The 26,865-nt window shown below is 59.8% G+C and carries 25 protein-coding genes, 1 tRNA gene and 1 riboswitch; of the genes, 19 read left to right on the top strand and 7 right to left on the bottom strand.

Annotated features, from left to right (window positions below):
- Positions 1–46: 46 nt before the first annotated feature.
- Positions 47–814 (top strand): M90 family metallopeptidase, encoded by a 768-nt coding sequence (locus KI811_RS13105; RefSeq protein WP_214186928.1) that lies wholly within the window; start codon positions 47–49, stop codon positions 812–814.
- Between the two features lie 21 nt (positions 815–835).
- Here the strand turns inward: KI811_RS13105 and KI811_RS13110 are convergent, their stop codons facing one another.
- Positions 836–1,759 (bottom strand): hypothetical protein, encoded by a 924-nt coding sequence (locus KI811_RS13110; RefSeq protein ID WP_214186929.1) that lies wholly within the window; start codon positions 1,757–1,759, stop codon positions 836–838.
- A gap of 548 nt (positions 1,760–2,307) precedes the next feature.
- Here KI811_RS13110 and KI811_RS13115 point away from each other — a divergent pair.
- From KI811_RS13115 to KI811_RS13140, 6 genes are all read left to right on the top strand, one after another.
- Positions 2,308–2,523, top strand: a complete 216-nt coding sequence (locus KI811_RS13115; protein WP_214186930.1) for a hypothetical protein — start codon at positions 2,308–2,310, stop codon at positions 2,521–2,523.
- A 56-nt stretch (positions 2,524–2,579) separates the two neighbouring features.
- Positions 2,580–2,972, top strand: a complete 393-nt coding sequence (locus tag KI811_RS13120) for a response regulator (RefSeq protein WP_214186931.1) — start codon at positions 2,580–2,582, stop codon at positions 2,970–2,972.
- 47 nt (positions 2,973–3,019) lie between these two features.
- Entirely contained in the window at positions 3,020–3,253 is a 234-nt protein-coding gene (locus KI811_RS13125; protein ID WP_214186932.1) for a hypothetical protein, read from the top strand.
- Positions 3,254–3,395: 142 nt separating this feature from the next.
- Positions 3,396–4,070 (top strand): 2Fe-2S iron-sulfur cluster binding domain-containing protein, encoded by a 675-nt coding sequence (locus tag KI811_RS13130; protein ID WP_214186933.1) that lies wholly within the window; start codon positions 3,396–3,398, stop codon positions 4,068–4,070.
- Position 4,071: 1 nt separating this feature from the next.
- Positions 4,072–5,667: an FAD-binding protein gene (locus KI811_RS13135; protein ID WP_214186934.1), complete on the top strand. Its 1,596-nt coding sequence runs from the start codon at positions 4,072–4,074 to the stop codon at positions 5,665–5,667.
- A gap of 123 nt (positions 5,668–5,790) precedes the next feature.
- The gene (locus KI811_RS13140; RefSeq protein ID WP_214186935.1) at positions 5,791–7,206 is read left to right on the top strand and encodes an FAD-binding oxidoreductase; all 1,416 of its coding nucleotides are present in this window, start codon (positions 5,791–5,793) and stop codon (positions 7,204–7,206) included.
- A 224-nt stretch (positions 7,207–7,430) separates the two neighbouring features.
- Here KI811_RS13140 and KI811_RS13145 read toward each other — a convergent pair whose 3' ends face one another.
- The 6 genes from KI811_RS13145 to thiD form a co-directional block, all read right to left on the bottom strand.
- A complete protein-coding gene (locus tag KI811_RS13145; RefSeq protein ID WP_214186936.1) occupies positions 7,431–7,997 on the bottom strand; it encodes a FlgO family outer membrane protein in 567 nt (188 codons plus the stop codon).
- 18 nt (positions 7,998–8,015) lie between these two features.
- A complete protein-coding gene (locus KI811_RS13150) occupies positions 8,016–8,612 on the bottom strand; it encodes a hypothetical protein (RefSeq protein ID WP_214186937.1) in 597 nt (198 codons plus the stop codon).
- A 347-nt stretch (positions 8,613–8,959) separates the two neighbouring features.
- Entirely contained in the window at positions 8,960–9,619 is a 660-nt protein-coding gene (locus KI811_RS13155) for a hypothetical protein (protein WP_214186938.1), read from the bottom strand.
- Between the two features lie 172 nt (positions 9,620–9,791).
- Positions 9,792–9,866: transfer RNA gene (locus tag KI811_RS13160), tRNA-Thr, on the bottom strand.
- A 242-nt stretch (positions 9,867–10,108) separates the two neighbouring features.
- Positions 10,109–11,419 carry a phosphomethylpyrimidine synthase ThiC gene (gene thiC, locus KI811_RS13165; protein ID WP_214186939.1) on the bottom strand — a complete coding sequence of 437 codons (1,311 nt, stop codon included), beginning with the start codon at positions 11,417–11,419 and terminating at the stop codon, positions 10,109–10,111.
- Positions 11,420–11,451: 32 nt separating this feature from the next.
- Positions 11,452–12,945, bottom strand: coding sequence for a bifunctional hydroxymethylpyrimidine kinase/phosphomethylpyrimidine kinase (thiD, locus tag KI811_RS13170; RefSeq protein ID WP_214186940.1), 1,494 nt, complete (start codon positions 12,943–12,945; stop codon positions 11,452–11,454).
- A 62-nt stretch (positions 12,946–13,007) separates the two neighbouring features.
- Positions 13,008–13,110, bottom strand: a riboswitch (TPP riboswitch).
- 146 nt (positions 13,111–13,256) lie between these two features.
- On the opposite strand from thiD, the gene alr reads away from it, so the two are divergent.
- The 12 genes from alr to KI811_RS13230 all read left to right on the top strand — a co-directional run bounded on the left by alr (position 13,257) and on the right by KI811_RS13230 (position 26,555).
- The gene (gene alr / locus KI811_RS13175; RefSeq protein ID WP_214186941.1) at positions 13,257–14,396 is read left to right on the top strand and encodes an alanine racemase; all 1,140 of its coding nucleotides are present in this window, start codon (positions 13,257–13,259) and stop codon (positions 14,394–14,396) included.
- Positions 14,397–14,401: 5 nt separating this feature from the next.
- Positions 14,402–15,433 (top strand): selenide, water dikinase SelD, encoded by a 1,032-nt coding sequence (gene selD, locus KI811_RS13180; RefSeq protein WP_214186942.1) that lies wholly within the window; start codon positions 14,402–14,404, stop codon positions 15,431–15,433.
- Positions 15,420–16,736, top strand: a complete 1,317-nt coding sequence (locus KI811_RS13185; protein WP_214186943.1) for an ASKHA domain-containing protein — start codon at positions 15,420–15,422, stop codon at positions 16,734–16,736. Before selD ends, KI811_RS13185 begins: the two co-directional genes overlap by 14 nt.
- A gap of 134 nt (positions 16,737–16,870) precedes the next feature.
- Positions 16,871–18,436, top strand: coding sequence for a bifunctional phosphoribosylaminoimidazolecarboxamide formyltransferase/IMP cyclohydrolase (purH, locus tag KI811_RS13190; RefSeq protein ID WP_214186944.1), 1,566 nt, complete (start codon positions 16,871–16,873; stop codon positions 18,434–18,436).
- 94 nt (positions 18,437–18,530) lie between these two features.
- On the top strand, positions 18,531–19,802 hold the full coding sequence (gene purD / locus KI811_RS13195; RefSeq protein ID WP_214186945.1) for a phosphoribosylamine--glycine ligase: 1,272 nt from the start codon (positions 18,531–18,533) through the stop codon (positions 19,800–19,802).
- Between the two features lie 41 nt (positions 19,803–19,843).
- Positions 19,844–20,353 carry a 5-(carboxyamino)imidazole ribonucleotide mutase gene (gene purE, locus KI811_RS13200; RefSeq protein ID WP_214186946.1) on the top strand — a complete coding sequence of 170 codons (510 nt, stop codon included), beginning with the start codon at positions 19,844–19,846 and terminating at the stop codon, positions 20,351–20,353.
- A 141-nt stretch (positions 20,354–20,494) separates the two neighbouring features.
- Positions 20,495–20,767 carry a cytochrome c7 gene (locus tag KI811_RS13205; protein ID WP_214186947.1) on the top strand — a complete coding sequence of 91 codons (273 nt, stop codon included), beginning with the start codon at positions 20,495–20,497 and terminating at the stop codon, positions 20,765–20,767.
- Between the two features lie 193 nt (positions 20,768–20,960).
- Positions 20,961–22,319, top strand: a complete 1,359-nt coding sequence (gene resB / locus KI811_RS13210) for a cytochrome c biogenesis protein ResB (RefSeq protein ID WP_214186948.1) — start codon at positions 20,961–20,963, stop codon at positions 22,317–22,319.
- 18 nt (positions 22,320–22,337) lie between these two features.
- Positions 22,338–23,192 carry a c-type cytochrome biogenesis protein CcsB gene (gene ccsB, locus KI811_RS13215; protein ID WP_214186949.1) on the top strand — a complete coding sequence of 285 codons (855 nt, stop codon included), beginning with the start codon at positions 22,338–22,340 and terminating at the stop codon, positions 23,190–23,192.
- 178 nt (positions 23,193–23,370) lie between these two features.
- Positions 23,371–24,381 carry a cytochrome c3 family protein gene (locus tag KI811_RS13220; protein ID WP_214186950.1) on the top strand — a complete coding sequence of 337 codons (1,011 nt, stop codon included), beginning with the start codon at positions 23,371–23,373 and terminating at the stop codon, positions 24,379–24,381.
- Positions 24,382–24,392: 11 nt separating this feature from the next.
- Positions 24,393–25,385 carry a cytochrome c3 family protein gene (locus KI811_RS13225; RefSeq protein WP_214186951.1) on the top strand — a complete coding sequence of 331 codons (993 nt, stop codon included), beginning with the start codon at positions 24,393–24,395 and terminating at the stop codon, positions 25,383–25,385.
- Between the two features lie 66 nt (positions 25,386–25,451).
- Positions 25,452–26,555: a 6-bladed beta-propeller gene (locus tag KI811_RS13230; protein WP_214186952.1), complete on the top strand. Its 1,104-nt coding sequence runs from the start codon at positions 25,452–25,454 to the stop codon at positions 26,553–26,555.
- Positions 26,556–26,865 lie beyond the last annotated feature (310 nt).

Consider the following 26,865-nt stretch of genomic DNA (forward strand, 5'->3'; position numbering starts at 1 on the left):
GTTATTGCGCCAGAACCATCGCAACACCGACACGAGGGAGCAGGTCATGGGGTTTTTTGCTCGTTTAAGGCGAAAGCGGCTTGCCGGTCGGGAGTTTCCCTCCGCGTGGCTCGGGATTATCGAGCGAAACGTTCCCTTTTACCGGATGCTTCCGCCGGAGGACCGGCAGGAACTTCTGGGGCACGTGCAGATATTCCTGGCCGAAAAACACTTTGAGGGTTGTGGCGGCGCCGAGGTGACCGACGAGGTGCGGGTGACCGTCGCCGCCCTTGCCAGTATCCTTCTTCTCCACCGCACAACCGACTATTACCCGCTCCTCTCCTCCATCGTCATCTATCCCGACGAGTACGTGGGGGAACGCCGCCGCTGGGACGAGGCCGGGGTTGTCACCGAGGGGCCCGAGTCTCGCATCGGCGAGTCGTGGGAGCAGGGGACAGTGGTCCTTTCGTGGAAGGATGTGCTCCTGGACGCCGCCGCTCCCGACGACGCCTTCAACGTGGTGTTTCACGAGTTTGCCCATCAGTTGGATCAGGAGGAAGGGATTACCGACAGCGAGGGATTCTTTCCGGGGCTTCCCGAAGGGGCTCGGTGGCGGGAGGTGTTCGAGGGGGAGTACGAGCGGCTCATGGCCGACGACGAGGCGGGGCGCTGGACTCTCCTTGACCCTTACGGGGCGGAGAGTCCAGCCGAATTTTTCGCGGTGGCCACGGAAACCTTCTTCGAGATGCCGGGGGAGATGAGGCGGGAGCATCCGGACCTCTACGAGGCCCTCAGTCTCTACTACCGTCAGGACCCGGCATCATGGGCCCGGTGAAAGGAAAAGGGCGGTGGCGGATCAGTTTTCCGCCACCTCGATCTCCACGTAGGGTGAAAGGTTCGGATCGCTTGCATGGCGCAGGGTCACTTCCGTATAGGCAAGCTTCTTGTCGATGTAGCTGTACCCGGAGAGGACGATGACCTGGGCCGAGGTTTTGATGCCGAACACCTCGGCCGGCGAGGGAGTGCTGTCGGCATCGCCGGAAACGATGACGGTCCGGTGGAGTTCCTTGAGCTTGGTGTCGAAGAACTGTTCCACCGCCTTCAGATCCCCCTTCACGGCATAGACGACTTGGCGGCGCTCGCCGTCGTTCTGGAGCACCGTCCTCACCTTGGAACCGGGATAGCGGCCGGTTTTCGGTTCGGGAGCAGCGGGTTCCTCTGCCGGGATGATAACGACCCGCTTCCAGGTCTTTCCGAAATCCTCCTTCAGCGGGATGGTGAGATCATTGATGGAGACGGAGAGGGGCATGAGGGGGAGATTGGTTTGAGGGTCCCGGGCGATACCTTCGGAAATCTCAATGGTGTCAGGAACCCCGGCCACCGGGCGGGTCATGGTGATGGCCGCGTCGATGACGGTTCTGTCCCAGGAAAAATCGCCATAGTAGGCGGCGCCGTAGACGTTGATCCCCCGCTGCAGAAGCCCCTGGTTGAACTTGCGGACCGCCCTTCCGTTAAGAATGGAATCCGTGGTGAAGGTGAGGAGCCGCGTCCCCCCCTTGCCCGCAGTCACCTTCGCTTCTCGATGACTGATGGCCGGAGCGAAGATCTGGACCAACTCACGGTTCTCGGGGGACGTCTCATGCGCTTCGACCGCCAGGTATCCGGTCCCCTTTTCTGCGGGTGGAACCTGGGCGAACGCCGGTGAGCTGACGGCCGCAAGACCGGCGGCAAGGACCAGGGAGCGTTTCACGCCATTCATGAAATTCGTGCGAAATGACACGGGTTGATCTCCTTATTGAAAGTGGTTTGTCGTATCGTGACGATGATTTTTGGGCATGAGAGGGTGCTCATATTACATGAATCAGGGCTAATTTCCAGTATTTCGTTTCGCGAGGTTCAGCATCAATGACAACGAAGCGTAATCCTTGAGGAGTAACGCCATTTCTGCTGACAAGACGGAGAGCAACGATACCCTCAGTGGCATAGGATCGTCAAGACCTTAGAGGCGCGATCCGCATGCGGAGATACATCTGGGGCCAATATTTTTATACACCCACCCCATTGCGTTGCAATGTTTGTTATATCAATAGGTTACGCGCGAGGGCCATCTCTCTTGACCTGATCCATGCGTTAAAGCTTGTACATACTTTCTATACGGTTCACCTCCCTCTCCGGCACATTCCAATCAGTGGACGACTATGGAATTACTTAGATATTCCAGCTTGTTACGTATAAATTTGAGGTTGTTTATTATTCTGGCACGGCGGCTGCTATAGAAAAGGTTAAGAGTTGTCGAATTCATCTCACCCGCAAGACCGGGAGGATGCCATGAAAACCACGCTTGCCACCATGATTACCCTGATCGTCGCCTCAATAGCATTTGCCGCCAGCGGAGCGGAGTCCGATGGAAGCGGCATTCTCTTAGCGCTTTTTATCGGCATTGGCGCTCTGATCATCGTCTTCCAGATGCTGCCGGGACTTGCGCTGTTCGGATCGATGCTCAAAGGGCTTTTCTCCGGCAAGGATGCGGAATCCCGCAATTAGCGGGAGAATGGTTGCTGCCCGCAACTCGCATCCGGTGCGGAAAGGGGGAACCCGTCATGGAAGAACTGCTGATTGCTGAAAAGGATCCGGCTACCCGCCAGCAGATGGCGGAACACTTCATAAAGGAAGGGTATGCGGTCACGGTCACCGACTCTCTCCCCAACACCCTTTCCAATATTCTGAAAAAGGTGACGCGGGTCGTCCTGCTGGGGGCGAAATTCGATGAACTCCCCACCTTCGACCTGATTGACCTCATGAAAAAGTGCAACCAAAAGCTGGCCATCATTCTGGTGTCCGATGAACTCCCCCTGCCGCTCCTGCGCAAGGTCCGCAGCAGCGGAATCTTCTATCACGCTCTCAAACCGTCGGGACCTGAAGATGTGGAGGAGATATGCCAGGCAGTCCGGTGCGCCTTTGGCAGCGGCATGAAAGGCCATGCGGCGCGATAGGCTGCAACGCTCCCAACGTTCACAGTATTAAGGTAAAGGAGGATGTCATGAAAAGCTCGGCCCCCATCATCAACGCTCTGGTACTCCTCTTTGGCTCCGTCTCGTCTGCCTTTGCAGCCTCGGGCGCACGGGAAGACAACAGCGGCATCTTCGTCTGGATTTTCCTCGGGTTCTGTGCCCTGATCGTGGTCCTGCAGCTCGTGCCGGCAGTGCTCATGATGCTGGGAATGGCCAAGGGGCTCAAGAAGGAGTCGCCCCAGGAGCAGAAGGCAACCCACTGATCGGCAGCACAACAATCCGGGTATCATGAAAGAGGGGGGTGATCCAGCGTCACCCCCCTCTGCTTTTCTCTCCATTCCTGGCGCTTGCATCGTCTTCAACCCGCCCTATACTCAATGCAGGAACTATCTGGCGGGGTATCCCATGAAAAATTCGACAAAGTTCATCATCGTGGAGCTTGAGGGGCGGAAGATCAGGATCCCGCAAGGGTTGACAGTGATCGAGGCCCTCTGGGACACGGGGTATGACGTGAAGCGGGGGATCGGCTGTCTCTCGGGCCTGTGCGGCGCCTGCACGGTGGCCTTCATTGAGAAGGGGAGCACGAAAGTGAAGTTTGGCCTCGGCTGCCAGAAGGTGGCGGAGGAAGGGTTGAATGTCATCATGATGCCCTGTTTTCCATCGCGGGCTGCCCGCTACGCAATGGAGGCCATGGCGCATCCCCTGGAGGAACTGGGGGCACACTATCCCGAGCTCTACACCTGCAACGACTGCGGGGCGTGCAACGTCTGCCCGGAGTGGATCAACGTCGCAGGGGTGATGAAGTTCGCCAAGGATGGGGATTACGAGGCCGCGGCATCCCGGGTGACCGACTGCATCATGTGCGGTCTCTGTGCCTCCCGCTGCCCCAGGAGCATCGCGCCCCAGTATGTGGCCCTCTATATCCAGCGGGCCCTGGCCAGGGAGCGGCCGTTTCCCCCCAATCTCGCAAAGCGGCTGGCCCAAGTGGAATCATTGGCCTACGAGACAGAATGGAGCCGGATCGCCGCCATGGGAGATGATGAGCTGAAGGCCCTCTGCGCGGCCATGGAGGGCTTGTAGCATGTATCCCGAGTCATTGCGCGATTCCATAGCCATTGTCGACGCCACCCGGGAAAAGCGGAAAGGGGAGGCGCTGCCAAAGCTCCCCGGCACAGAGACGGAGGGGCTCCTCAGGCGCTACCATCCGGACTACCGGGAGGCGGGATTTCGGAACCTGCGTATCGGCGCCAACCGGGGCGACCGCACGACCCACGAGATCGCCGACCTCCTGGAGGCATTCAGCGACCTGGACCACTCGAAGATCAATCTTGACCCCGAATTCGACACGGATGTGCTGGTTCTCGGCGGAGGGGGGGCGGGAGTGACGGCGGCCCTCTTCGCCGAGAGCATGGGGGCGCGGGTCATCCTGGCCACGAAGCTGCGGCTGGGCAACTCCAACACCATCATGGCACTTGGCGGGCTGCAGGCGTCGGTCCACGGGGACGATTCACCCGTCAGGCATTTTGTCGACACCCTGGCGGCGGGGAAATTCACCGGGAAGAGGGAGCTGGTGAAGACCATGGTGGAGGACGGGCCGGCCATCGTCAGGTGGCTTCTGGAGATCGGCGTCGACTTCGACCGGGACGAGGAGGGGAATCTCGCCACCCGCAAGGCCGGGGGGATCACCGCCCCGCGGATCATCTCCATCGGCGACTATACCGGCCTGAACATCATGAAGGTGCTGAAGGACGAGATCCGCAAGGGGGAGGGGATCGAAGTCATGGAATTCGCCCCGGCGGTGGAACTCACCACCAACGGGTTTGGCGAGTGCAACGGCGCCGTGCTCTTCGACCTGGGGAGAAAGCGGCATTTCGTGGTGCGGGCCCGGGCGGTCATCCTGGCGACCGGCGGCTCGGGGCGGCTTCACCTCCAGGGGTTTCCCTCCTCCAACAACTTCGGCGCCACCGGGGATGCCATTGTCCTCGCCTACCGCGCCGGGGCCAGGCTGGAGGGGATCGACTCGTTCCAGTATCACCCGACCGGGGTCATGTTCCCCGACCACATGGTAGGGGTCCTGGTGACCGAGGCGGCCCGGAGCCTCGGCGGCCAGTTGGTGAATGCGCAGGGGGAGCGGTTCATCAACGAGCTGGAAACACGGGATGCCTGCTCCGCCGCCATCATCCGGGAGTGCGAGGAGGGAAACGGCGTCAGGACGCCGAGCGGGAAGGTCGGTGTCTGGCTCGACACCCCCCTCATCGAAGAGACCCACGGCACGGGATTTCTCAAGAGGCGCTTCCCCTCCATGTACCGGCATTTCATGCGGGTGAAGATCGACATCTCCAAACGGCCCCTCCTGACCTATCCCACCCTCCACTACCAGAACGGCGGAATCCTCATCGACGAGACGGGCGAGACCACGGTGAGAAATCTCTTCGCGGCTGGCGAGGCTGCGGGGGGAATCCACGGCCGGAACCGGGCCATGGGGAACTCGCTGCTCGATATCTTCGTGTTCGGCCGCAGAGCGGGGCTTGAGGCGGCAAAGCGCAAGTACAACGTGCCGGGCAATGTGACCCTCGGCCATGTGTATCGTTACTATGACCGGCTGAAGTCGCTGCGGATATCCAGCGTTGCCACATCGCCTACCCTCTTCCCCGAGTTCATCGTGAGCAAGCTGTAACTTGAATCCGTGTCGGATGGCGCATCGGCGGTGCGAGGGGCACGCGGAGCGAAGCCGGGTGACATCCGACACAGTACCGGGCCAGTGGACAGGCCCAGAGATCCATCGGCATGGAGGCCGCTTATGAAAGCAATGACCAAGGATGGTCGCGAGATCGAACTGAAACAGGACGCCGTCGACAGTTTCAGGACGCGAATCCGGGGGGCGGTGCTTCTTCCCGGCGATGCCGGCTACGAGGAGTCCCGGACCGTCTGGAACGGCATGATCGACAGAAGGCCCGCCATTGTCGCGCGCTGCCTCGGCACCGCCGATGTGATCGCCTCCGTGCGGTTTGCGCGGGAAAACGATCTCCTCCTCTGCATCAAGGGGGGAGGGCACAATATCGCGGGGCTCGCCACGGCCGACGGCGCCCTGATGCTCGACATGTCGCCCATGCGCGGCGTCTGGGTGGATACGCAGAGAAAGGTGGCCCACGCCCAGGCCGGCTGTATTCTCGGCGACGTGGACCGCGAAACCCAGCTCCATGGACTCGCCGCAGCCCTCGGTTTCATCTCCCTCACCGGCGTCGCGGGGCTTACCCTCGGCGGAGGGTTCGGCTACCTGACGCGGCGTTGGGGGTGGACGTCGGACAACGTTGCCGGGATGGACATGGTGACCGCCGACGGGCGGCTGGTGCGGGCGAGCAGCGAAGAGAATCCCGACCTTTTCTGGGCTCTGCAGGGGGGCGGCGGGAACTTCGGCGTCGTGACCGGCATCGACTACCGTCTCTACCCTGTCGGGCCTGAGGTCGTCGGCGGGATCGTGGCCTGGCCCGCAAGCGAGGCACCCGGTGTGCTTGAACTGTACCGGACCCTGGCCGAGGAGGCGCCCCCCGAACTCACCCTCGTAGCGTTCATGCGTCCGGCACCCCCTGCGCCGTGGCTTCCGAAGGAGATGCACGGAAAGCTCATCGTGGCGTTGCTCGCCTGCCACAGCGGGACACCCGAGGAAGGGGAGAAGGCCGTCGCCCCCATCAAGACGTTCGGTAGCCCCGTCGGGGATATCCTCGTGCGTCGGCCCTACGCGCAGCTGCAGTCACTCCTCGACGCCACGCAGCCCAAGGGACGGCGCTACTACTGGAAGAGCGAGTATCTCCCCCGCATCGAACCGGCCCTGTGCGAGAAGGCCATCGAGCATGCGGCAAAGATCCGTTCCCCCAACTCCGCCGTGATCCTCTTCCAGATAGGAGGCGCCCTGAACCGGCTTGATGCCGAGCATTCCCCCATGGGAAACCGCGACGCCCGCTACGTTCTCAATGTGGCGGGTTCATGGGAGCGGGCGGAGGATGACGCGGCGAACATCGAATGGGCCCGCGAGGCGTGGAACCAGATGAAGCAGTTCTCGACTGGAGGCACCTACATCAACTTCCTGACCCAGGACGAAGGGCCCGAACGCACCGAGGCCGCCCTCGGCAAGGCTCTCCAGCGGCTCGCCCGGGTCAAGGCAAAGTGGGATCCGGAGAATGTCTTCCGCACGAACCGTAACATCAAGCCGGTTTGAAACTATACGGCCACTCTCCACAAATTTGATTTCTCTTCGGTTTTGAGGAGACAAGAATTTGTTACAAAAAAGCCCCTTGCAGAGATTAATTTGTCTCTGCAAGGGGCTTTTGTCTAATAAAAAGCTATGAAGAGTTTTTGACAGGCTTCAGTCTAGAAAAATCGGGAGGAAGTCCAGACCGACGCAGAATACACAAGAGCAGACTTTACTTGTGATATACACAACTACCAAGCACTAACCCTTTCTTTTGGTTTGTCTATTTTGGCTAAAACGTAGTCGCACGATGATATTATAACGCTGTCTGATGGGCTAACTATGCGAGCAGAAACAGATAGTTCGCCATTGGCAAATGCCCCATAAGTCCCTACGACTACAGCAGCAGCGTTCTGATTTTTGCTGACTTCTTGCAAATCACGACTCAAAAGAAACTCTCCCTTGCCTTCTTCCATGAAAACAGATGAAGTTCTGAGTCTCATCTCAATAATTTTATACCCTCTTTGAGATAGTCTTGAAGCTACATGTTCGGCAAGCATTCTACCAGTGGTAGAAGATTCTTTTAAATTGTCTATATTCACAAATGATGTTACAATAATTGCGCTGTCTTTATGTATATTGGCTTTTAATTGAGACAACAATCCATCTGCTATAGTGTAAGCCGATTTAACTATATCGCTATCAGGCAAAACATTGGCTGATTGAGAATCCAAAATATTGTTTTTATTTGATGCACAGCCAGCCATGGTAAGCAATCCACTACATATCAATATTAATAATATAGTTACTTTTCTCACGTTATGCCTCCTTGGCTGTCAATTTGATGTCAGTTTATACTCATGGTATTCGAGAGTTTTTTCTTTAATATATTTATCTCTATCATAGTCGTTCACATAAAATACATATGTATCCCTAACAGGGAAAACGCTGAGTTGAAGGTCTTTGTCCTTCTGTAAAAGCTCGAATGATACTATGATTTCAGAATGTGGTTTATAGAAATCAAAGTCCACTCCTCCAATGAATATATTCTGAATAACGTCAGATAAACCAATCGGCAGACCGTGACCATGGTTAAATCTATCAGCGTTAAAATATACTTGTTGAACTTCCCATACGAGTTCATAAGAGTTACTTCTGTTTTCGGTAGTATGGATACCCCGCTTCTGGAGTTGTGTTTTCAGAAATGATCTCATTGCAATTCCGAACGGCGAAACGTCCGAATCCGAAATAAAAACTGGATTGTCTGGAGAAACAGCAGGCTGCACCTTTGCAGCTATTCTGCATGCTAAATCGTTCCAATGCTCACTGGCTTGCATGGTTTTCTGGTAATTGAGGGGGTAACTTGCCTGTCGGGGTACTTGGGCGCAAGATGCCAGCAATACAAGTAAAAATAACATAGCGAAATTTTTCATGTTCCCTCCGCAGAGATGTGTTTGCGATTCACTTCAGCCAAGTCTGTTAGGAATGCAACCTGCCGTCATCATAGAAACTAATGCTGTTTCAGGCAGTTTCCCGAAAATATGCAACGTCTTGAGACACAAAAATAATACAGTTAAACTGTTTAATGTAAACAAAAAAATTAAAAACTGCATTGAGTCTCAAGGGGATTTAGAGCCCAAAAAAACGACACATACCTAGGGAGAGAGGTTGATGAGCACCGCCTGCATGAATCCAGTTGATCATTTAGCGGGAGGTGATGTTGGCGTTCAGGCTGGTTGCCCTGTCGCTGGCCAGTTCCCGCTCCAGCTCTTTCGAATTGTCAGAAATAGGTTACCTGCAGCAGTGGCGCCAGAACCCCCCGGTTCGCGCCGGTGGTGTCGGAAATTTCGATGAGGCCGGGGGAAACAGGTCCCAGATCCTCTAAAATCCTCACCTGGAAGTCGGTCAGTCCCAGTCGTTGCGCTTCCACCATGAGTGGGGTCACGTCAACCGAAACGTGCCTGCCGACGTCGGTTTGAGAAATCGGCGGCACGACGGTGATGAAGGCCAGGGGCGGCTGGAGCGTACGGTCGAAATCGGTTGAGAGCAATGTCGGCGGCTGAAAGGATACGAGCTCGATGCGAATCGGTATGACGCCGTTGGCGGGCTGGATGCTGTTTATGACTATGTCGAGGAATGCCGAATCGACAATGGCGTTAGTCGGGACTCCACCGGTACCCCTCAGGGGAAAGTCGAGAAATGCCCGGAATTCCGTGAGTGCCACGGGATCAATGCCGGCAAAGACGCTTTGGACGGTTGAAGACATCCCCTGGGTTATCGTGAAGGAATTGAGTGAAGTCTGTTCAATGTCGCCGTCAAAGGCCGGGTCGCTGAGAATCTGCGAAACAAAGGTCTGAGGCGGGTTGCTGTGGCCATCGCCACAGCCGGTCATGGCGATGACGAGCCAGACCATCATTGCCGCGAAAATCGCTCGTTTCATTGCTGCCTCCCTCATCCCGCTGTATCGTTTCAGCGTCGCCATGCATAAATACATTCATAAAATATCATAGGGCGGCCCGAGTACAAGTAAGGCAATGGTGGCGACTGCTGTGGGGGGCGGGGAGGGAAACAAAAAAGGCCCGCGGCGAAAAGCCGTGGACCTTAGTTGTTGGTGGAGCCACCGAACGGATTTGAACCGTTGACCTGCCGATTACGAATCGGCTGCACTACCCCTGTGCTACGGTGGCGAATGAGGAAAAAATAAATACCGTACTTTGTCCGTCAAGTCAACGGCTAATCGGCCGCTTAGGGACTCGGAATAAACGGATATGCCAAGTTTTTCGCTCAGATTTGGGACAAATTTGTCGTTCCTGATTGAGCAAAACCGCAAGGCGTAGCAGGGCTACGTCGAGGATATTGCGATTGAGGGAGCGGCAAAGATGGCCTGAAGATGAGATGTAAAACGGTATATTTGTTTGTTCTGAGTCCCTTAGTGGCCGGCGGCCCGCTGCTTTTCCATGGCGTCGTCCATGACCTTGTAGGCGCAGAACTCGCCGCACATGGTGCAGGCGCCGTGCTCGGCAACCCCCGATTCGGCCCGCAGCCGCCGGGCCTTCTCCGGGTCGAGGGAGAGGTTGAATTGCCCTTCCCAGTCGAGCTTCTTGCGGCACTTGGCCATGGCGATATCCTTCTCCATGGCACCTTTGACTCCCTTGGCGATGTCGGCGGCGTGGGCCGCGATGCGGGAGGCGATGACACCCTCGCGGACGTCTTCGACGCTCGGCAGGCGCAGATGCTCGCTGGGTGTCACGTAGCAGAGGAAGTCGGCGCCGGCCGAGGCGGCGATGGCCCCGCCGATGGCGCAGGTGATGTGGTCGTAGCCCGGAGCGATGTCGGTGACCAGGGGGCCAAGGACGTAGAAGGGGGCCCCGTGGCAGAGTCGCTTCTGGAGAAGGATGTTGGCCTCGATCTGGTTGAGGGGTACATGGCCCGGCCCTTCGATCATCACCTGGACGCCGGCCGCCTGGGCCCGCTGGGTCAGCTCACCCAGGATGATCAGCTCATGGATCTGAGCCCGGTCGGTGGCGTCGGCCAGGCAGCCCGGACGGAAGCCGTCACCCAGTGAGAGGGTCATGTCGTAGGCCTTGGTGATCTCCAGGAGCCGGTCGAAGTGCTCGAAGAGGGGGTTCTCGCAGTTGTTGTAGGCCATCCACTCCACGGTGAAGGCGCCGCCCCGGGATACCACGTCCATGAGCCGCCCTTCGTTCTTCATCCGCTCCACGGTGGAGCGGGTCACGCCGCAGTGGACGGTGATGAAGTCGACCCCGTCCTCGGCGTGCTTGATGATCCCCTCGAAGATGTCGTCCACGGTCATGTCGACGATGGCCTTCTTCTTGGTGCGGACCGCGTCCAGGGCTGCCTGGTAGAGGGGGACGCTTCCGATGCAGGCGCTGGTCTCGGCGATGATGGCGCGGCGGATTTCGTCAACGGGGCCGCCCGTGGAGAGGTCCATGATGGCGTCGGCGCCGTGGCGCACCGCAACGCGGGCCTTCTCCAGCTCCTTGGTGATGTCGGTGTCGTCGGCCGAGGTGCCGATGTTGGCGTTCACCTTGGTGCGGAGCCCTTTCCCTACGGCCAGGGGGCGGCCGTTGCCGTGCTTGATGTTGTGGCAGATGATGATGGTGCCGGCGGCGATCCCCTCGCGGATGAACTCGGGGGAAACCCCCTCGGCCAGGGCGGCCTCCTTCATCTTGTCGGTGATGATTCCCTGGCGGGCGTATTCAAGCTGCGTTGTTGCCATGTGCTGATACTCCTTGATTGTGTATGGGGGTTCTACTGGTTCTCGGTCTCCGGATTCCGGTCCCTGACTTCGTCTGCGGCGAGAAGGTGGTTCACCGGTCCGTGCCCCCTACCCAGGGGCTGGCCCAGGCGGATTGCAACGGTTACGAACTCCTTGGCCCTGCCGACGGCCTCCCGGAGCGGCTCTCCCTGGGCCAGGTAGGTGGCAATGGCCGAGGCGTAGGTGCAGCCGGTTCCGTGGGTGTTCTTGCTGAGGATGCGGGGGGCGGTGAAGCGGTGGAAGGCGGAGCCGTCGAAGAGGATATCCACCGCATCACCGGCCACCAGATGCCCCCCCTTGACAAGGACGTTGCGCGCACCGAGGCGGAAGAGGCGCCGGGCCGCTTCCTGCATTCCCTCTTCGTCGACGATGGTGAGCCCCGTGAGCCGTTCCGCCTCGGGGATGTTGGGGGTGAGGAGGTAGGTGCGGGGCATGAGGCGGTCCTTGAGGACGTTCACGGCCCCCCGGTCGATGAGGGGTGCGCCTCCCTTGGCGACCATGACCGGATCCACCACCACGATCCGCTTCCGGTACTCGGCCAGCTTTTCGGCCACGGTGGCGATGATTTCTGCGGAAAAGAGCATGCCGGTCTTCACCGCGTCCACGGGGATGTCGGAAAGGACCGCATCGAGCTGTTCGGCCACGAAAGAGGGAGGGACGCCGTGGATGCCCGAGACCCCCCTGGTATTCTGGGCCGTGAGGGCCGTGATGACCGATGATCCGTAGCTCCCCAGCAGCGTCACGGTCTTGAGGTCGGCCTGGATGCCGGCTCCGCCCCCTGAATCGCTTCCCGCAACGGTGAGGACCGCTCCCCGGGGGTATGCCGCGCGGCGGTTGAAGAGGAGCCCCAGTTCCGTTGCTGCCAGGAACGGGTCGGGATGGGCGAGGACCGCCGAGATGACCGCCAGGGCGTCGGCCCCGGCGTCGACCACCCGCGGGCCGTTGTCCCGGGTGATCCCTCCGATGGCGACGATGGGGATCATGATCCGGCTGCGGATGGCGGCGAGCCCCTCGGGTCCGACCAGGTGCTCGATCTCCTTGCTGTTGGTGGGGAACATGGCGCCGAAGCCGATGTAGTCGGCTCCCGCTGCCTGGGCCGCCAGGGCTTCTTCCATGGTGTGGGTGGAGACGCCGATGATTTTCCCCGGTCCCAGCTCGCGCCGGGCAATGCGGGGGTCGCCGTCCTCCTGTCCCAGGTGGATGCCGTCGGCCTTGAGCTGCTGCGCCAGATCCAGGTCGTCGTTGACGATGAAGATCACCCCCCGCTGGCGGCAGAGATCCCGCAGCTCTTCCCCTACGGCGTAGCGCTGGGCGCGGTCCTTTCCCTTGTTCCGGTACTGGACGATGCGGACCCCGCCGTCGATGGCCGCCTCGACCCGCTCCGCAAGACGGTCGCCGTGGTCGGTGATCAGGTACAGCCCCCGGATGGGGGAGTCTTGCTTGTCGCGGTTGACGACCAGCCGAAGATTGTGGCCGTTGCTGCCCATGGTGATCTCCCAAACAAAAAAACCGTGACGATGGTCACGGTCCCAGAACTCAACGAGGTAAACGAGGTCTCTGGCCGCTTCCCTACGCCGGCATTACCCGGATCAGGTGGTAAGGGTTCGGGCGGGGCCCGTCTCAGTTCTCGAAGAACTCCCCCAGCAGGCTGTTTCGTGTAGACAAAACTAACCGAATTTTCCCGTTAAGTCAATGGATTTAACCCGTTGACCCCGGGAGGTTTCCCCTCTCAAGGGGAGTGCCATTGTTGGCAGGTTCGTGCTTTACACCACCGGGGAGAAGTGGTAGGAAAAGGGGCATGGACAGTCGCCCCACCATTGCCGAAATCGATCTTGCCGCCCTGCGCCATAACTTCGCCCAGGTGCAGCGCGCCGTTCCCGCCGGATGCGGCCTCCTGGCCATCGTGAAGGCCGATGCCTACGGCCACGGCTTCATGGACATCTCCCGGGAGCTGGAGGCCCTGGGGGTGACCGCCTTCGGCGTGGCGTTTCTGGCCGAGGGGATCCAGTTGCGCAAGAGCGGCATCGACCGGCCGGTCCTGATCCTCGGCGGGGTCTACCCGGGGCAGGAGCGCAAGTGCGTCGGCTTCAACCTCTCTACCGCCGTCTTCTCCCTGGACCAGGCGCGGGTCCTGAACGACACCGCCGCCCGTCTCTACCGCAAGGCGAAGATCCACGTGAAGATTGATACCGGCATGGGGCGTCTCGGGGTCGCCGCCGCCGAGGCCCCGGCCTTTTTCCGGGAACTGCGGGAAATGAAGTCCGTGGAACTGGAGGGAATCATCTCCCACTTCGCCTCCGCCGATGAGTTGGACGAGGACGGCCGCCGCTTCTCGGAGCGCCAGGCTGCAACCTTCGCCCAGGCGGTGGCAGAGGCGCGGTCCCTGGGGCTCGACCCACGCTACGTCCACATCGCCAACAGCGCCGCTGCCTTCGGCATGGATCTCCCCTTCTGCAATCTGGCCCGCCCCGGCATCGTCCTCTACGGGGCGCTTCCGTCGGCTGACTTCGAGGGGAAGCTGGCGCTTCGCCCCATCATGCGGCTACGGAGCACCGTGGCCATGCTCAAGTGGGTGGAACCCGGCACGAGCATCAGCTACGCCCGCCGCTACACGGCCCCGGACCGGCGCCTCATCGCCAGCGTTCCCGTGGGATACGCCGACGGCTACAGCCGGGCACTGACCAACCGGGGGGAGGTCCTCATCCGGGGCGAGCGGGCCCCGGTGGTGGGGACTGTCTGCATGGACTGGATCATGGTGGATGTGACCGCCGTCCCCGGCGTGGCCGTAGGGGACGAGGTGACGCTCCTCGGCTGCGACCGAGAGGGAAACTGTGTTCGAGCCGAGGAACTGGCCTCATGGGCCGGCACCATTCCCTACGAAATCTTCTGCGGCATCAGTAAGCGGGTGCCGCGGGTCTACCTGAACGCGACCCGGTGATTGTGATGATCAAGCTGACATCCCTCGTCAAAGCGGCCGGCTGAGCGGCCAAACTGGGCCCGGCGGGCCTGGAGGACGCACTGAGCGGCATCCTGGGGAAGGGAGACGATCCGAACCTCCTCGTGGGGCCGGAGACCGCCGACGACGCGGGGGTCTACCGGATAGGGGAGGGGCTTGCCCTAGTGGATACGGTGGATATCATCACTCCTCTAGTGGATGACCCGTTCACCTTCGGCCGGATTGCGGCGGCCAACGCCCTCTCCGACGTCTACGCCATGGGGGGACGGCCGGTTACCGCCATGAACCTGGCCTTTTTCCCGGCCTGCACCCTGCCGGGACAGATCCTGGCCGACATCATGGCCGGCGGCCTCGACGCGGTGCGGGAGGCGGGGGCCTGCCTTGTGGGGGGGCACACGGTGGAGGACCACGAGTTGAAGTACGGTCTCTCGGTCACCGGCCTCATCAGCACCGGGCGGATCGTGCGCAACAGCACGGCTCGACCCGGCGACCGGCTCATCCTCACCAAGCCCCTGGGGACAGGGATCGTCTCCACGGCCATCAAGGCCGACATGGTTGCACCCGGCGTTGCCGACGAGGCGATCCGTTGGATGACGGCTCTAAACGCTGCTGCCGCCGGGCTCATGCTGGAGTGCGAGGCCAGCGCCTGCACCGATGTCACCGGTTTCGGCCTGGTGGGTCATGCCTGCGAGATGGCCCGGGGGGCCGGCGTGACCCTCGAAATCGCCCTAGATGCCGTTCCCGTCATGGGAGGGATCATGGACCTGGTGGCCGATGGTCTCGTGCCTGCCGGCTGCTACCGCAACCGTGACCACTATGCACCGTTCGTTGCACGTTCCTCCGCACAGGAAGACCGGCTCATCCCCCTCTTCGACCCCCAGACCTCCGGGGGACTCCTCATCACCCTTTCGCCGAAATCCGCCGACTCCTTCCTCTCCATGGCCCGGGACCAGGGGCTCTTCGCCGTTGCCGTGGGGGAGGTCCTCCCCGCCCGGGAGCACGCCGTTGCCATTGTCTGATCGGCTTGCCATCGCCGTTGACCTCGGCACCACGACCCTGGCCGCCTCACTCCTCGACACGGTCAGCGGCGAGCGCCTGGCCGTGGCCGGTAGCCTCAATCCCCAGCGGGAGTTCGGCGCCGACGTGGTCTCGCGCCTCGATGCCGCTTGCCGGTCGGAGGAGGCCCGGCACCGGATGGCGGAACTGGTGCGCGGTGAGATCCGCCGCCTGGCCCATGAGCTTTTGGAGAGCGCCGGGAGGTCGACTGACAATCTTGTCGCCGTGGCGGTGGCCGGCAACCCTGCCATGGAGCACCTTCTTCTGGGCTTTCCGGTCACCTCCCTCGCATTCCCCCCGTACCGTCCCCTCTTTATCGCCGGCAAAACCGTTCCCCCCTCCGAACTTGGCTGGGACCTTCCGGCGGAAGTTTTCCTCTTTCCCCTCCCCGGCGGCTTTGTCGGCGGGGATACCGTGGCGTTTCTCCATGGTGTTGCCGACGTCTTTTCCACACCCTCTGGTCCCTCCCTCTACCTCGATCTGGGAACCAACGGCGAGATCGCCCTGGCGGCGGACGGAAAGCTCCTCGCCACCTCCGCAGCGGCCGGCCCCGCCTTTGAGGGGGGGAACCTCTCGTGCGGCATGGCGGCCCTTCCCGGTGTCATCAGCGGGGTGACTCTTGACGGTGAGCGCCTCATCATCACGACCGTCGGGGGGAAACCGGCCACTGGCATCTGCGGCTCCGGCGTCCTTTCGGCCATTGCATTGCTCCTCGATCAGGGGGTCATCGACCCCACCGGGCGGCTCCTGCCGCCGGAGGCGATCCCGTCGAGTATCGGCAACCGGGTCACGACCATGGGGGATGAGCTGGCCTTCGTGCTCCATCGGGACGCGACGAGGACGGTCTGGCTTTCCCAGGAGGACATCCGCCAGGTGCAACTGGCCAAGGGGGCAATCCGGGCCGGCATGGAGGTTCTGTTCGATCGGGCTGGTATCGGAAGCGGGGAGGTGGGGAGCGTGGTTCTTACCGGTTCCTTCGGTGCTGTCCTCGATCCGGTAAGCCTAAAAACCATTGGAATCTTCACGGAAAACATGGTACAAACGACCCGTTTCGTCCGGGAGGGGGCACTGTGCGGCGTCGAGCGCGCGCTCCTTGCTCCCGGGGGGCTTGCGGCGGTCGACCGCCTTGCCGGGGAGCTCCGTGTCATACCGCTTTCCGGCACCCCTGCCTTCGAGAAGCACTTTCTGCAGCATATCAATTTCCCACAATTCCGTAGACCATCCACCACGGAGACACGGAGCCACGGAGAAAAGCTGAGAATTTAAAATCTGGGGGGATCAGAGTTAGGCATGGATTCGGGTTCTGTCCGCTTACTCTGTTTGTCCCCTTTCTCTTTTCTTGTCTTCTCCGTGCCTCCGCGTATCCGTGGATAATTCAGATTTTCAAGGAGCATACAACCATGGCAAAAATTACACGGGCACTTATCAGTCTCTCCGACAAGACCGGCATCGTCGAGTTCGCCAGGGAACTAGCAGGCTACGGCGTCGAGATTCTCTCCACCGGCGGCACCGCGAAGTTGCTCCGGGAAGCCGGCCTGACGGTGAAGGACGTTTCCGAGCACACCGGTTTCCCCGAGATGCTCGACGGACGGGTGAAGACCCTCCATCCGAAAGTCCATGGCGGGCTCCTGGGGATGCGCTCCAACCCGGAGCACGTGGCTACCATGAAAGAGCACGGCATCCTCCCCATCGACATGGTGGTGGTGAACCTCTACCCCTTCGAGGCCACCGTGGCCAACCCTGCCTGCACCCTTGAGGACGCCATCGAGAACATCGATATTGGCGGCCCCACCATGCTCCGCTCCGCGGCCAAGAACAACGCTGATGTGACGGTTATCGTGGACCCGGCCGACTATCGGACGGTCCTTGACGAGATGAAGGCCTCCGGCGGTTCGGTTGCCAAGGAGACCAACTTCCGCCTGGCGGTGAAGGTCTACCAGCACACCGCCGCCTACGACGGCGCTATCTCCAACTGGCTCGGCGCCCGGACCGGGGAGGGGGTGGCCGCATATTCCGACACCATCACCCTCCAGTTCAAGAAGGCCCAGGAGATGCGCTACGGCGAGAACCCCCACCAGTCGGCCGCCTTCTACGTGGAGCGGCAGGTGAAGGAGGCGTCGGTGGCCACGGCCCGCCAGCTCCAGGGGAAGGAGCTTTCCTACAACAACATCGGCGATACCGACGCGGCCCTGGAGTGCGTGAAGCAGTTCAGCGAAGGGCCCGCCTGCGTCATCGTGAAGCACGCGAACCCCTGCGGCGTGGCCATCGGGAAGAACCTCCTGGAGGCCTACGACCGGGCCTATGCCACCGACCCCGAATCGGCCTTCGGCGGCATCATCGCCTTCAACGGCGAGCTGGACGCCGAGACGGCCAAGGCCATCTGCGACCGCCAGTTTGTGGAGGTGATCATCGCTCCGGCGGTTTCCCCGGGGGCCGTGGAAGTGGTGGCGGCCAAGAAAAACGTCCGGCTCCTGGAGTGCGGCGTATGGCCGGCCCAGCCGGCCCAGCGCCTCGATTTCAAGCGGGTGAACGGCGGGCTTCTGGTCCAGGACACCGATCTGGCCCTCTCGGCCGAGCTGAAGGTGGTGTCGAAGCGCCAGCCCACGGCGCAGGAGATGATCGACCTCCAGTTCGCCTGGCGGGTGGCCAAATTCGTGAAGTCCAACGCCATCGTCTACGGCAAGGACGGCATGACCATCGGCGTCGGGGCCGGCCAGATGAGCCGGGTCAACTCGGCCCGCATCGCCGCCATCAAGGCGGAGCACGCGGGGCTCCAGGTGCAGGGGGCGGTCATGGCCTCCGATGCCTTCTTCCCCTTCCGCGACGGCATCGACAATGCCGCCGCCGTGGGGATCACGGCGGTCATCCAGCCCGGCGGAAGCATGCGCGACGCCGAGGTGATCGCCGCCGCCGACGAGCACGGCATGGCCATGGTCTTCACGGGGATGCGGCATTTCAGGCACTGAAGGCAAGCAGAAGAATCAAGAATTCAGAATACAGGAGTCAGGGGTTTTGGTTTTCTACTGAATTCTGACTCCTGAATTCTTCCGGAGGTTATATATGAAAGTACTCGTTGTCGGCGGCGGCGGGCGGGAGCACGCCCTTGTCTGGAAGATCGCCCAGTCCCCTTTGGTCGAAAAGGTCTACTGTGCCCCGGGTAACCCCGGCATCGGCGCCATTGCCGAGAATGTCCCCCTGGCGGTGGACGACCTCCCCGGCCTCCTGGCCTTTGCCAAGGGAAAGGAAATCGGCCTTACGGTGGTGGGGCCGGAGTTGCCGCTCTCCCTCGGCATTGTCGATCTCTTTGAGGAACATGGTCTTCTGGTCTTCGGCGCCCGGAGGAACGCGGCCATCATCGAGGCGAGCAAGGCGTTCTCCAAGGATCTCATGAAAAAGTACGGCGTCCCCACGGCCGCCTACGACGTCTTCACCGAGGTGGAGCCGGCTGTCGCCTTCATCGACAAGGTCGGCGTCCCCATTGTCATCAAGGCCGACGGCCTAGCTGCCGGCAAGGGGGTCATCATTGCCCAGAGCCGTGACGAGGCGGTGGCAACGGTGAACGACATGCTCTCCGGCAACGCCTTCGGCTCAGCCGGTTCCCGGGTGGTGATCGAGGAGTTCCTCGTGGGAGAGGAGGCGTCGTTCCTTGCCTTTACCGACGGGAAGACTATCATTCCCCTGGCCAGCGCCCAGGACCACAAGGCGGTCTTCGACGGCGACCAGGGGCCCAATACCGGGGGCATGGGGGCCTATTCGCCCGCGCCGGTGGTTACCCAAACCATCCACGACTTCGCCATGGCCGAGGTGATGCGCCGGACCGTGGACGGCATGGCCGCTGAGGGACGCCCCTACCGGGGGGTCCTCTATGCGGGGCTCATGATCAACGGCAGCGACGTGAAGGTGCTGGAATTCAACGCCCGTTTCGGCGACCCCGAGTGCCAGCCGCTTCTTATGCGGATGAAGTCGGACATCGTGCCGGTGCTCCTCGGCGTGGCCAGGGGTGACTTGTCGGGCGTTGCCATCGAGTGGCACGACAAGGCGGCCGTCTGCGTCGTCATGGCAGCCGGGGGGTATCCGGGGGACTACCGGAAGGGGGACGAGATCCGCGGGCTCGACGAGGCTGCCGCCATCGATGACCTCTTCGTCTTCCACGCCGGCACTGCTGCCGGGGACGGGAAGATCGTCACTGCCGGAGGTCGGGTGCTGGGGGTTACCGGCCTCGGCGACACCGTGAAGGACGCCATCGATCGGGCCTATCAGGGGGTCGGGAAGATCTGCTGGGAAGGGGTCCATTTTAGGAAGGATATCGGGGCAAAGGCGCTGAAGCGGTAACCGGCGCACGGAATCGAGACTTCATACCACAAGGGGTACGTATGGGTAATCCACAGGTTCTTATTGTCATGGGGAGCGATTCGGACCTCTCCATCATGGAGGAGGCGGCGAAGGTTCTCGACGAGTTCGGTGTGGCGTGGGAGATGCGCGTCGCCTCGGCTCACCGTTCGCCGAAGAAGGCTGCGGCACTGGCTGCAGGCGCTGCGGGAAGGGGGGTCAAGGCGATCATCGCCGGTGCCGGCATGGCTGCCCACCTGGCGGGGGTTATCGCCGCCGATACCGTTCTGCCGGTCATTGCCGTGCCGATCCCCGGCGGAGCCCTTAACGGCGTCGATGCCCTCTACGCCATGGTCCAGATGCCGGGCGGAATCCCCGTGGCCACCATGGCCATCGGCAAGGCTGGGGCCAAAAACGCAGGACTTCTTGCGGTGCAGATCATTGCCCTCGGCGACCCGGCGCTCACCGCGGAGCTTATTGCCCACAAGCAGGCCATGGCCGACGAGGTGGAGGCGAAAGACAAAGCTCTCCAGGAGCGATTGCGCAGATCCTAGTTCTGTGTAGTAATTATTTGCATTTCAACCGGAATGGACAACTTTTTGACTTGCAGGGTTGCTCTTGACAAACAAAATTGCTCGGGTATAAGTTTCAGACGGTTTTTTACCAAACGCTTCAAAGTAAAAGGGGGTACAACAATGAAAAGAATCATCGCATCTCTTGCCCTGTCCGTCTTCTGCGCCGGCCTTGCCTTCGCCGCTGACGATATCGCCTTCAAGGCAAAGAACGGTGACGTCAAGTTCCCGCACAAAAAGCACCAGCAAGTGGTGGGCAACTGCAAGAAGTGCCACGAGAAGGGCGCGGGCAAGATCGAGGGCTTTGGCAAGGATTGGGCTCACAAGACTTGCAAAGGCTGCCACGAAGAAATGAAGAAGGGTCCGACCAAGTGCGGCGATTGCCACAAGAAGTAATAGTGTAGCAATCCGGCGTTACCTGCGGTAACGGAAAGGGGATAACGGACGACAGTTATCCCCTTTCTTTTTTGTTGATTTTGTGTGAGAAAAAATTAAATATTTGTTTTTTCGCGCGAACTTTGCTTATAATGAGAACCGTCCGCGAGGACATTTTTTTTGACTAAATCCATAGGAACCTGGGAGCGTTACGTTGACAACCAGCAATCGCGGCTTTTTGGAAACCCTCTGGGATTTCTTCTGCTCTCTCAAACTTGCCATATCCCTTCTCATCCTGTTGGCAGCCACATCGATCATCGGCACGATCATCCCGCAGGGGACTCCTCCCCCCGAGTATCTACAGACGATCAGTGCGGGGAAATACAAGTTCTACCAGGCACTCGGCTTTTTCGACATGTACCACTCCTGGTGGTTCATCCTGCTCCTCTACCTCTTTACGGTCAATATTGTTGCCTGTTCCATCAAACGCCTGCCGAGGGTCTGGAAGGCCATTTCCGAGCCTACCCTTGTCATGGATGACAAATTTGAAAAAACACTGAGCCTGACCCACGACTTCAGGATGGACGGTGATGCCGCAGCGCTTCGGGACAAGATGGTGGCCTTTCTCAAGGGGGCGTTTGCCGAACCGGTAGTGACCGAGCGGGACGGCGAGTTCCACCTCTTTGCCCAGAAGTCTCCCTACAGCCGGCTCGGGGTCTATGTGGTCCACCTGAGCATTATCGTCATCTTTATTGGTGCCCTCATCGGCTCATTCTTCGGGTACAAGGCCTACGTCGAAATCGCCGAGGGCACCAGCACGTCGGTCGTTCACAACCGTGCGGACATGAAGCCGATTGATCTTGGCTTCACCGTCCGGTGCGATAAATTTACGGTTTCGTTCTACGATACCGGCGCTCCGAAGGAGTTCAAGAGCCTCCTGACCGTCATCGACGGCGGCAAGGTGGTGTTCGACAAGCGGCCGGTCATCGTCAACGATCCACTCACCTACAAAGGGATCACCTTCTACCAGGCGAGCTACAGGCCGGCCGAGGACGCGGGACTCTACCATTTCACGGTCCGCGAGCGAAAAGGTGGTGCGCCGGTAAAGATTTCAATCCAACAGGGTGAGCGAAAACTTCTCTCCGACGGCTCAACCATGCAGGTTCTCGAGTCGTCCCAGGAGGTGAGCAAGTTCATTCCCCAGTTCCAGGGGCCGGCCGCGCGAATCGAAGTGACCCCCAAGGGAGGCGGCGCCCCCCAGGTCTTCATTGTCTTCCAGAATTACCCCGAGTTCGATGCCCAGCGTGGCGGCGATCTGATCTTCAGTTATGACGGCTCCGAAGAAAAGATGTTCACCGGCCTCCAGGTGGCCAAGGACCCTGGGGTGTGGGTCGTCTGGGCCGGTTGTTTCCTCATGGTTGCCGGCTGCTGCATGGCATTCTTCATGTCCCACAGGCGTGTCTGGATTCGGGTGCGCAAGGGGGAGGTCACCCTTGGCGGCAGTGCGAACAAGAACCAACCGGGCTTCCAGCTTGCCTTTGATGCGCTGGTCGACAAATTGAAACAACAGTAACGGGCGGAGGACCACTCAATGACCAGTTCCATGCTGTTCAATATCGCAACTTTTTCCTACCTGGTTTCCATGCTCGCCTTCTTCACATTTCTGGCGGTGAAGAGCAAGCACGTGGGACTTGCCGGAAGCCTTGCGGCATACTTCGGCTTCATCGTCCACTCTGCCGCGATTCTGCTTCGCTGGAAAGAATCCTACGACATCGGGATGGGCCATGCCCCCCTGTCGAACCTCTACGAGTCGGTCGTCTTTTTCGCCTGGACCATCATCCTTATCTTCGGAATCATTGACCTCAAGTACAAGTACCGGGTCGTGGGCGCTTTCGTGGTTCCCTTTGCACTTCTCGGGATGGCCTGGGCCCAGTTGGGGATGGATAGCGGCATCCAGCCACTGGTGCCGGCGCTTCAGAGCAACTGGCTCCTTTACCACGTCATCACCTGCTTCCTGGGCTATGCCGCTTTCGCGGTGGCCTGCGGCATTTCCATCATGTATCTTATTAAGGCGGGCAAGGATGAGTCGGTGGGGAGCGCCCAGTCCGGCGGAATAATCGCCATGTTTCCGTCCATAAAAATTCTCGATGACCTTAACTATAAGGCGATCATCATCGGCTTTCCGCTTCTTACTCTCGGCATCATAACCGGCGCCGCATGGGCCAACTACGCCTGGGGTACCTACTGGAGCTGGGACCCGAAGGAAACCTGGTCCCTCATCGTCTGGTTCATCTACGCCGCCTTCCTCCATGCCCGCTTCACCCGCGGGTGGGTCGGCAAGAAGGCGGCCATCCTTTCCATTGTCGGATTTGCCGCAACAATTTTCTGCTATCTCGGGGTTAACCTGTTCCTTTCCGGGCTCCACAGCTACGGTGGAGGAGGGTAGCCTTCTCAAAAGGGAATCACCTCCCCATGCCCGGCCTGCGATATCCCACAGGCCGGGTTTTTTGTGTCCCGCCTCGGGACGGCAGCCATTTTGCATTAAGAGCTACGGCGGGGTGTAGCCCACGTAAACTTCAATGGCACATTCCCTAGATTATTCCCCGGAGCCAAGCATACGTCCCATGACAGCATCCTCCCTCTTCCTTTCCGTTATCGCGGCCGCATTCTGGCTGCTGTTGACGGGCGGCGTTGCTGCTGCCTCTTCACTGCCCGGAGTGCCTGACGGTTGTGGTACCCGCTGCCATAAGAGCAAGGTGCGGGAGGCGTTTGTGCATGGCCCCGTGGGGTCCGATGACTGTATCTCCTGCCATAACCCCACCGGCCTGGAGCATCCGAAGCAGCGCGGGGCCTTCCGCCTGGTTGCCGAAGGTTCGAAGCTTTGCTATGTCTGCCACGAAGGAAAGGCTGATAAGAAGGTGGTCCACCCGCCTGTAGCCAAGGGGGCATGCCTCGATTGCCACGATGTGCACCAGTCCCCCTACCCGATGCAGCTCAAGGCTGGCGGGGCAGCGCTCTGCTTCGGCTGTCATGATGCGGAAAAATTCAAGGCAACGCATCGTCATGCGCCGGTGGCTGAAGGCTCCTGCCTCGGGTGCCACGACCCCCATCAGTCCGATAATCGCGCGCTCCTCAAGGGAGGTGGCGCAGGGCTTTGTTTTATCTGCCATGACAAAAAAATGGCAGAGGGGGTGTCAATTCATGGTCCGGTAGCCGAAGGCGGGTGTACCGACTGTCACGCCCCCCATGGTTCGCCCTTTTACAAGATTCTGAAAAACGCTTTTCCCGAGCAGTTCTATCTCCCCTATGCCCAGGAAAACTTTGCCCTCTGCTTCGACTGTCACACAAAGGATCTTGCCCAGGACAAGCGCACCGATACCATTACCGGATTCCGTAATGGCGACCGTAACCTGCACAATCTTCACATCAACAAGCCCGACAAGGGACGTTCGTGCAAGACCTGTCACGATCCCCATGCGGCACGGCAGCCGCGGCTCATCAAGGAGAGGATTCCCGGTTTCGGCACGTGGGAGATTCCCATCCGTTATACGAAAACCGACACTGGGGGCACCTGTGTGGCAGGGTGTCACAAGCCCAAGTCGTACGACCGGCTTCGTGCAGTGAGAAATCCCTAGATGGAGGAACCATGTCCCGTAAAGGGATAACAGGAGTCGTGACAGCTGTGTTTCTCGGGTGGGCAGCCGTGGCGTTCGGGGGGGTCTCCTTTATCTATCCCGCGCCGAATACCTGGGTAGAGAACTCCAATCATCTGATACTCAAGCTGAACAGCACCGAGGTCACCGGCGTCCGTGTCGGGGTAAACGGCGTTGTCAGCGATCTCCTCGTGGTCGGCTCGCCGGAGTACCGACGGGCCTTCCAGGATATTCTAATCGTTCAACCGGTGTGGGATCGGGGTCGCAATGAAGTGACGGTGGAAACCTTTATCGGCAACAACCGGGCGGAAGCTGCCCAGGCATCGGTCTACTTTGCTCCTGGCGCCAAAGCGTCCGATATTCCTCCGGAATTCAAGGCAAATTCGTTTCACCAGCCGGATTTGGAGGCCCGGTGTGTCGGATGTCACGACATGGCCCCCTCGTCCGACAAGTCCTTGAGCACCCTGGCCAAGGAAAACCCCTGCATCGGCTGCCACCGAAAAATGCTCGACGTGAAATTCGTCCATGGCCCCGCCGGTACCTACTCCTGCGGCTATTGCCACAAGGAAAAGGCGACTCCCCGGTTCGCGGTGACCAAGCGGGAGGCGGCCCTGTGCAACGAATGCCATGGCGACAAGGCCGCCGAGTTTGCCAAGCGGAAGTATATCCACGGCCCCATTGCCGGCGGGATGTGCGAGGTCTGCCACGATTCCCACGGCAGCGCCAATTACTCCCAGCTCAAGGCTCCCATCAATGAGCTCTGTCTGTCGTGTCACGAATCCATCAAGAAAACTCCCCACGTGGTGCGCACAACCACTGGTACTGGACACCCGGTAAGCGGGGCAAAGGACCCGTCGGCCCCCAAGACCGGCCGGGAGATGTCGTGCATCTCATGCCACAACCCCCATGCAGGAGATGTGCGGTATTTCTTCGTGAATAACGCCGAAGATCGTTTGCTGCTTTGCCAGATGTGTCATAATAAATAATCTAGTGACTGGGGACCGGTAAAACCTTCCTGGGGCGATTACATTCTCAAGGAGTGAGGAGAGAATATGAAAATTCACCGATTCATCAGCAAGTTTGTTGTCGTTGCGGCAATGGCGGCATTTTTTGCCGGCTGTGCCGGTCAGCAGGTAAAGAGTGAGCAACGCTTTTTCTGGCCGCCACTTCCTGAGCGCCCCCGACTCGAGTGGCTGGGAGCTTACAGCAACCAGAACGACTTCCCTAAGGAGGGATTTGCTGCGTTCATGGAGAAGATAGTCGGGGGCGAGGAGGGAATGAGTCTCACCAAGCCGGTCGATATCTACTCTGACGGCAAGGGGAAGGTCTTTGTGGCTGACCCTGGTCTGCAAGGGGTCATGGTCTTCGACATGAAGGAGCGGCAGGTTGCAATGCTGGGAGGGGAAAATGCGTCAATTCAGTTTACGTCGCCGGTGGCCGTTACTGGCGATTCCAAGGGGTTGATCTATGTTTCCGATTCCAATAAAGGCCGTATCCTGATTTTTGACAGTGATGGAACGCCGCGTCGCGTTGTCGACACGAAGCCCCATGTGACACGTAACGGCAGCGTCGCTCTGGACGAAAAACGTCAGCGGATGCTGGTGGTTGACACGCGCGAACACCGGCTTGTCGTCCTTGACATGCAGGGAAACCTCATCACGACCATCGGCAAGCGCGGCGGCGGGGACGGCGAGTTCAATTTCCCGGTTGCGGTTACCCTTAACCATCAAGGGGAAATCATTGTGGCCGATGCTATGAATGCCCGCATCCAGATCTTCGACAGCGACGGGAAGTTCCTGCGCAAGTTCGGTCAACGGGGAGATGGGCCGGCAGATTTTCAGATCATCAAGGGGGTCGCAGTCGATTCAGAGGATCACATCTATGTCACCGAGGGGAAGGGGCACAAATTGGTCATTTTCGGGACCAACGGCGAGTATCTTCTTACGGTGGGAGGACTCTATTCGTCCATTACCAGCGGCAAGCAGGCCCCCGGCGGGTTTGTTATTCCCCAGGGGATATATATTGACGACAAAGACTTCGTCTATGTGGTCGACCAGCTCAATCGTCGCTTCCAGGTATTCCAGTACTTCTCCGATGCCTTCCTGGCTCGTAATCCGATTCCCGGGCTGCGGATGGAAGGGGAGGGTCTAAAATAGCTTTTGTTCACCGGTTGGACAGAGCCCCCGGCGCCATTGGCTCCGGGGGCTTTTTTTGTTTAAAAATGGCTATCTCGCCGGAATGACTCGTCTGTTGTGATGGCTGGTTCCTGTAAAATCGGAGGTTATGGCCGGTGTCAAAAATATGTAACGTTAAATGGCTGGGTATGACGCTGTGCGGAAATGGGCTGATAACTTCCTGTAATGCATGGTGTGCTGTTCTTGATGTGCTCAGAGGCGAAAGTGATTAATAGTCCGTCGTTTTTTTCTGTATGTCGTTTGTTGGGCAAGTTGGCGTGCTGTTTGCAGA

It is taken from the genome of Geobacter hydrogenophilus (assembly GCF_018501225.1).
GTDB lineage: Bacteria > Desulfobacterota > Desulfuromonadia > Geobacterales > Geobacteraceae > Geobacter > Geobacter hydrogenophilus.

Excerpts from the sequence above, each read along its gene's own strand:
- KI811_RS13105 (WP_214186928.1), top strand. The coding sequence starts at position 47 with ATGGGGTTTTTTGCTCGTTTAAGGCGAAAGCGGCTTGCCGGTCGGGAG.
- KI811_RS13115 (WP_214186930.1), top strand. The coding sequence starts at position 2,308 with ATGAAAACCACGCTTGCCACCATGATTACCCTGATCGTCGCCTCAATA.
- KI811_RS13120 (WP_214186931.1), top strand. The coding sequence starts at position 2,580 with ATGGAAGAACTGCTGATTGCTGAAAAGGATCCGGCTACCCGCCAGCAG.
- KI811_RS13125 (WP_214186932.1), top strand. The coding sequence starts at position 3,020 with ATGAAAAGCTCGGCCCCCATCATCAACGCTCTGGTACTCCTCTTTGGC.
- KI811_RS13130 (WP_214186933.1), top strand. The coding sequence starts at position 3,396 with ATGAAAAATTCGACAAAGTTCATCATCGTGGAGCTTGAGGGGCGGAAG.
- KI811_RS13135 (WP_214186934.1), top strand. The coding sequence starts at position 4,072 with ATGTATCCCGAGTCATTGCGCGATTCCATAGCCATTGTCGACGCCACC.
- KI811_RS13140 (WP_214186935.1), top strand. The coding sequence starts at position 5,791 with ATGAAAGCAATGACCAAGGATGGTCGCGAGATCGAACTGAAACAGGAC.
- KI811_RS13150 (WP_214186937.1), bottom strand. The coding sequence starts at position 8,612 with ATGAAAAATTTCGCTATGTTATTTTTACTTGTATTGCTGGCATCTTGC.
- KI811_RS13155 (WP_214186938.1), bottom strand. The coding sequence starts at position 9,619 with ATGAAACGAGCGATTTTCGCGGCAATGATGGTCTGGCTCGTCATCGCC.
- thiC (WP_214186939.1), bottom strand. The coding sequence starts at position 11,419 with ATGGCAACAACGCAGCTTGAATACGCCCGCCAGGGAATCATCACCGAC.
- thiD (WP_214186940.1), bottom strand. The coding sequence starts at position 12,945 with ATGGGCAGCAACGGCCACAATCTTCGGCTGGTCGTCAACCGCGACAAG.
- alr (WP_214186941.1), top strand. The coding sequence starts at position 13,257 with ATGGACAGTCGCCCCACCATTGCCGAAATCGATCTTGCCGCCCTGCGC.
- purH (WP_214186944.1), top strand. The coding sequence starts at position 16,871 with ATGGCAAAAATTACACGGGCACTTATCAGTCTCTCCGACAAGACCGGC.
- purD (WP_214186945.1), top strand. The coding sequence starts at position 18,531 with ATGAAAGTACTCGTTGTCGGCGGCGGCGGGCGGGAGCACGCCCTTGTC.
- purE (WP_214186946.1), top strand. The coding sequence starts at position 19,844 with ATGGGTAATCCACAGGTTCTTATTGTCATGGGGAGCGATTCGGACCTC.
- KI811_RS13205 (WP_214186947.1), top strand. The coding sequence starts at position 20,495 with ATGAAAAGAATCATCGCATCTCTTGCCCTGTCCGTCTTCTGCGCCGGC.
- ccsB (WP_214186949.1), top strand. The coding sequence starts at position 22,338 with ATGACCAGTTCCATGCTGTTCAATATCGCAACTTTTTCCTACCTGGTT.
- KI811_RS13220 (WP_214186950.1), top strand. The coding sequence starts at position 23,371 with ATGACAGCATCCTCCCTCTTCCTTTCCGTTATCGCGGCCGCATTCTGG.
- KI811_RS13225 (WP_214186951.1), top strand. The coding sequence starts at position 24,393 with ATGTCCCGTAAAGGGATAACAGGAGTCGTGACAGCTGTGTTTCTCGGG.
- KI811_RS13230 (WP_214186952.1), top strand. The coding sequence starts at position 25,452 with ATGAAAATTCACCGATTCATCAGCAAGTTTGTTGTCGTTGCGGCAATG.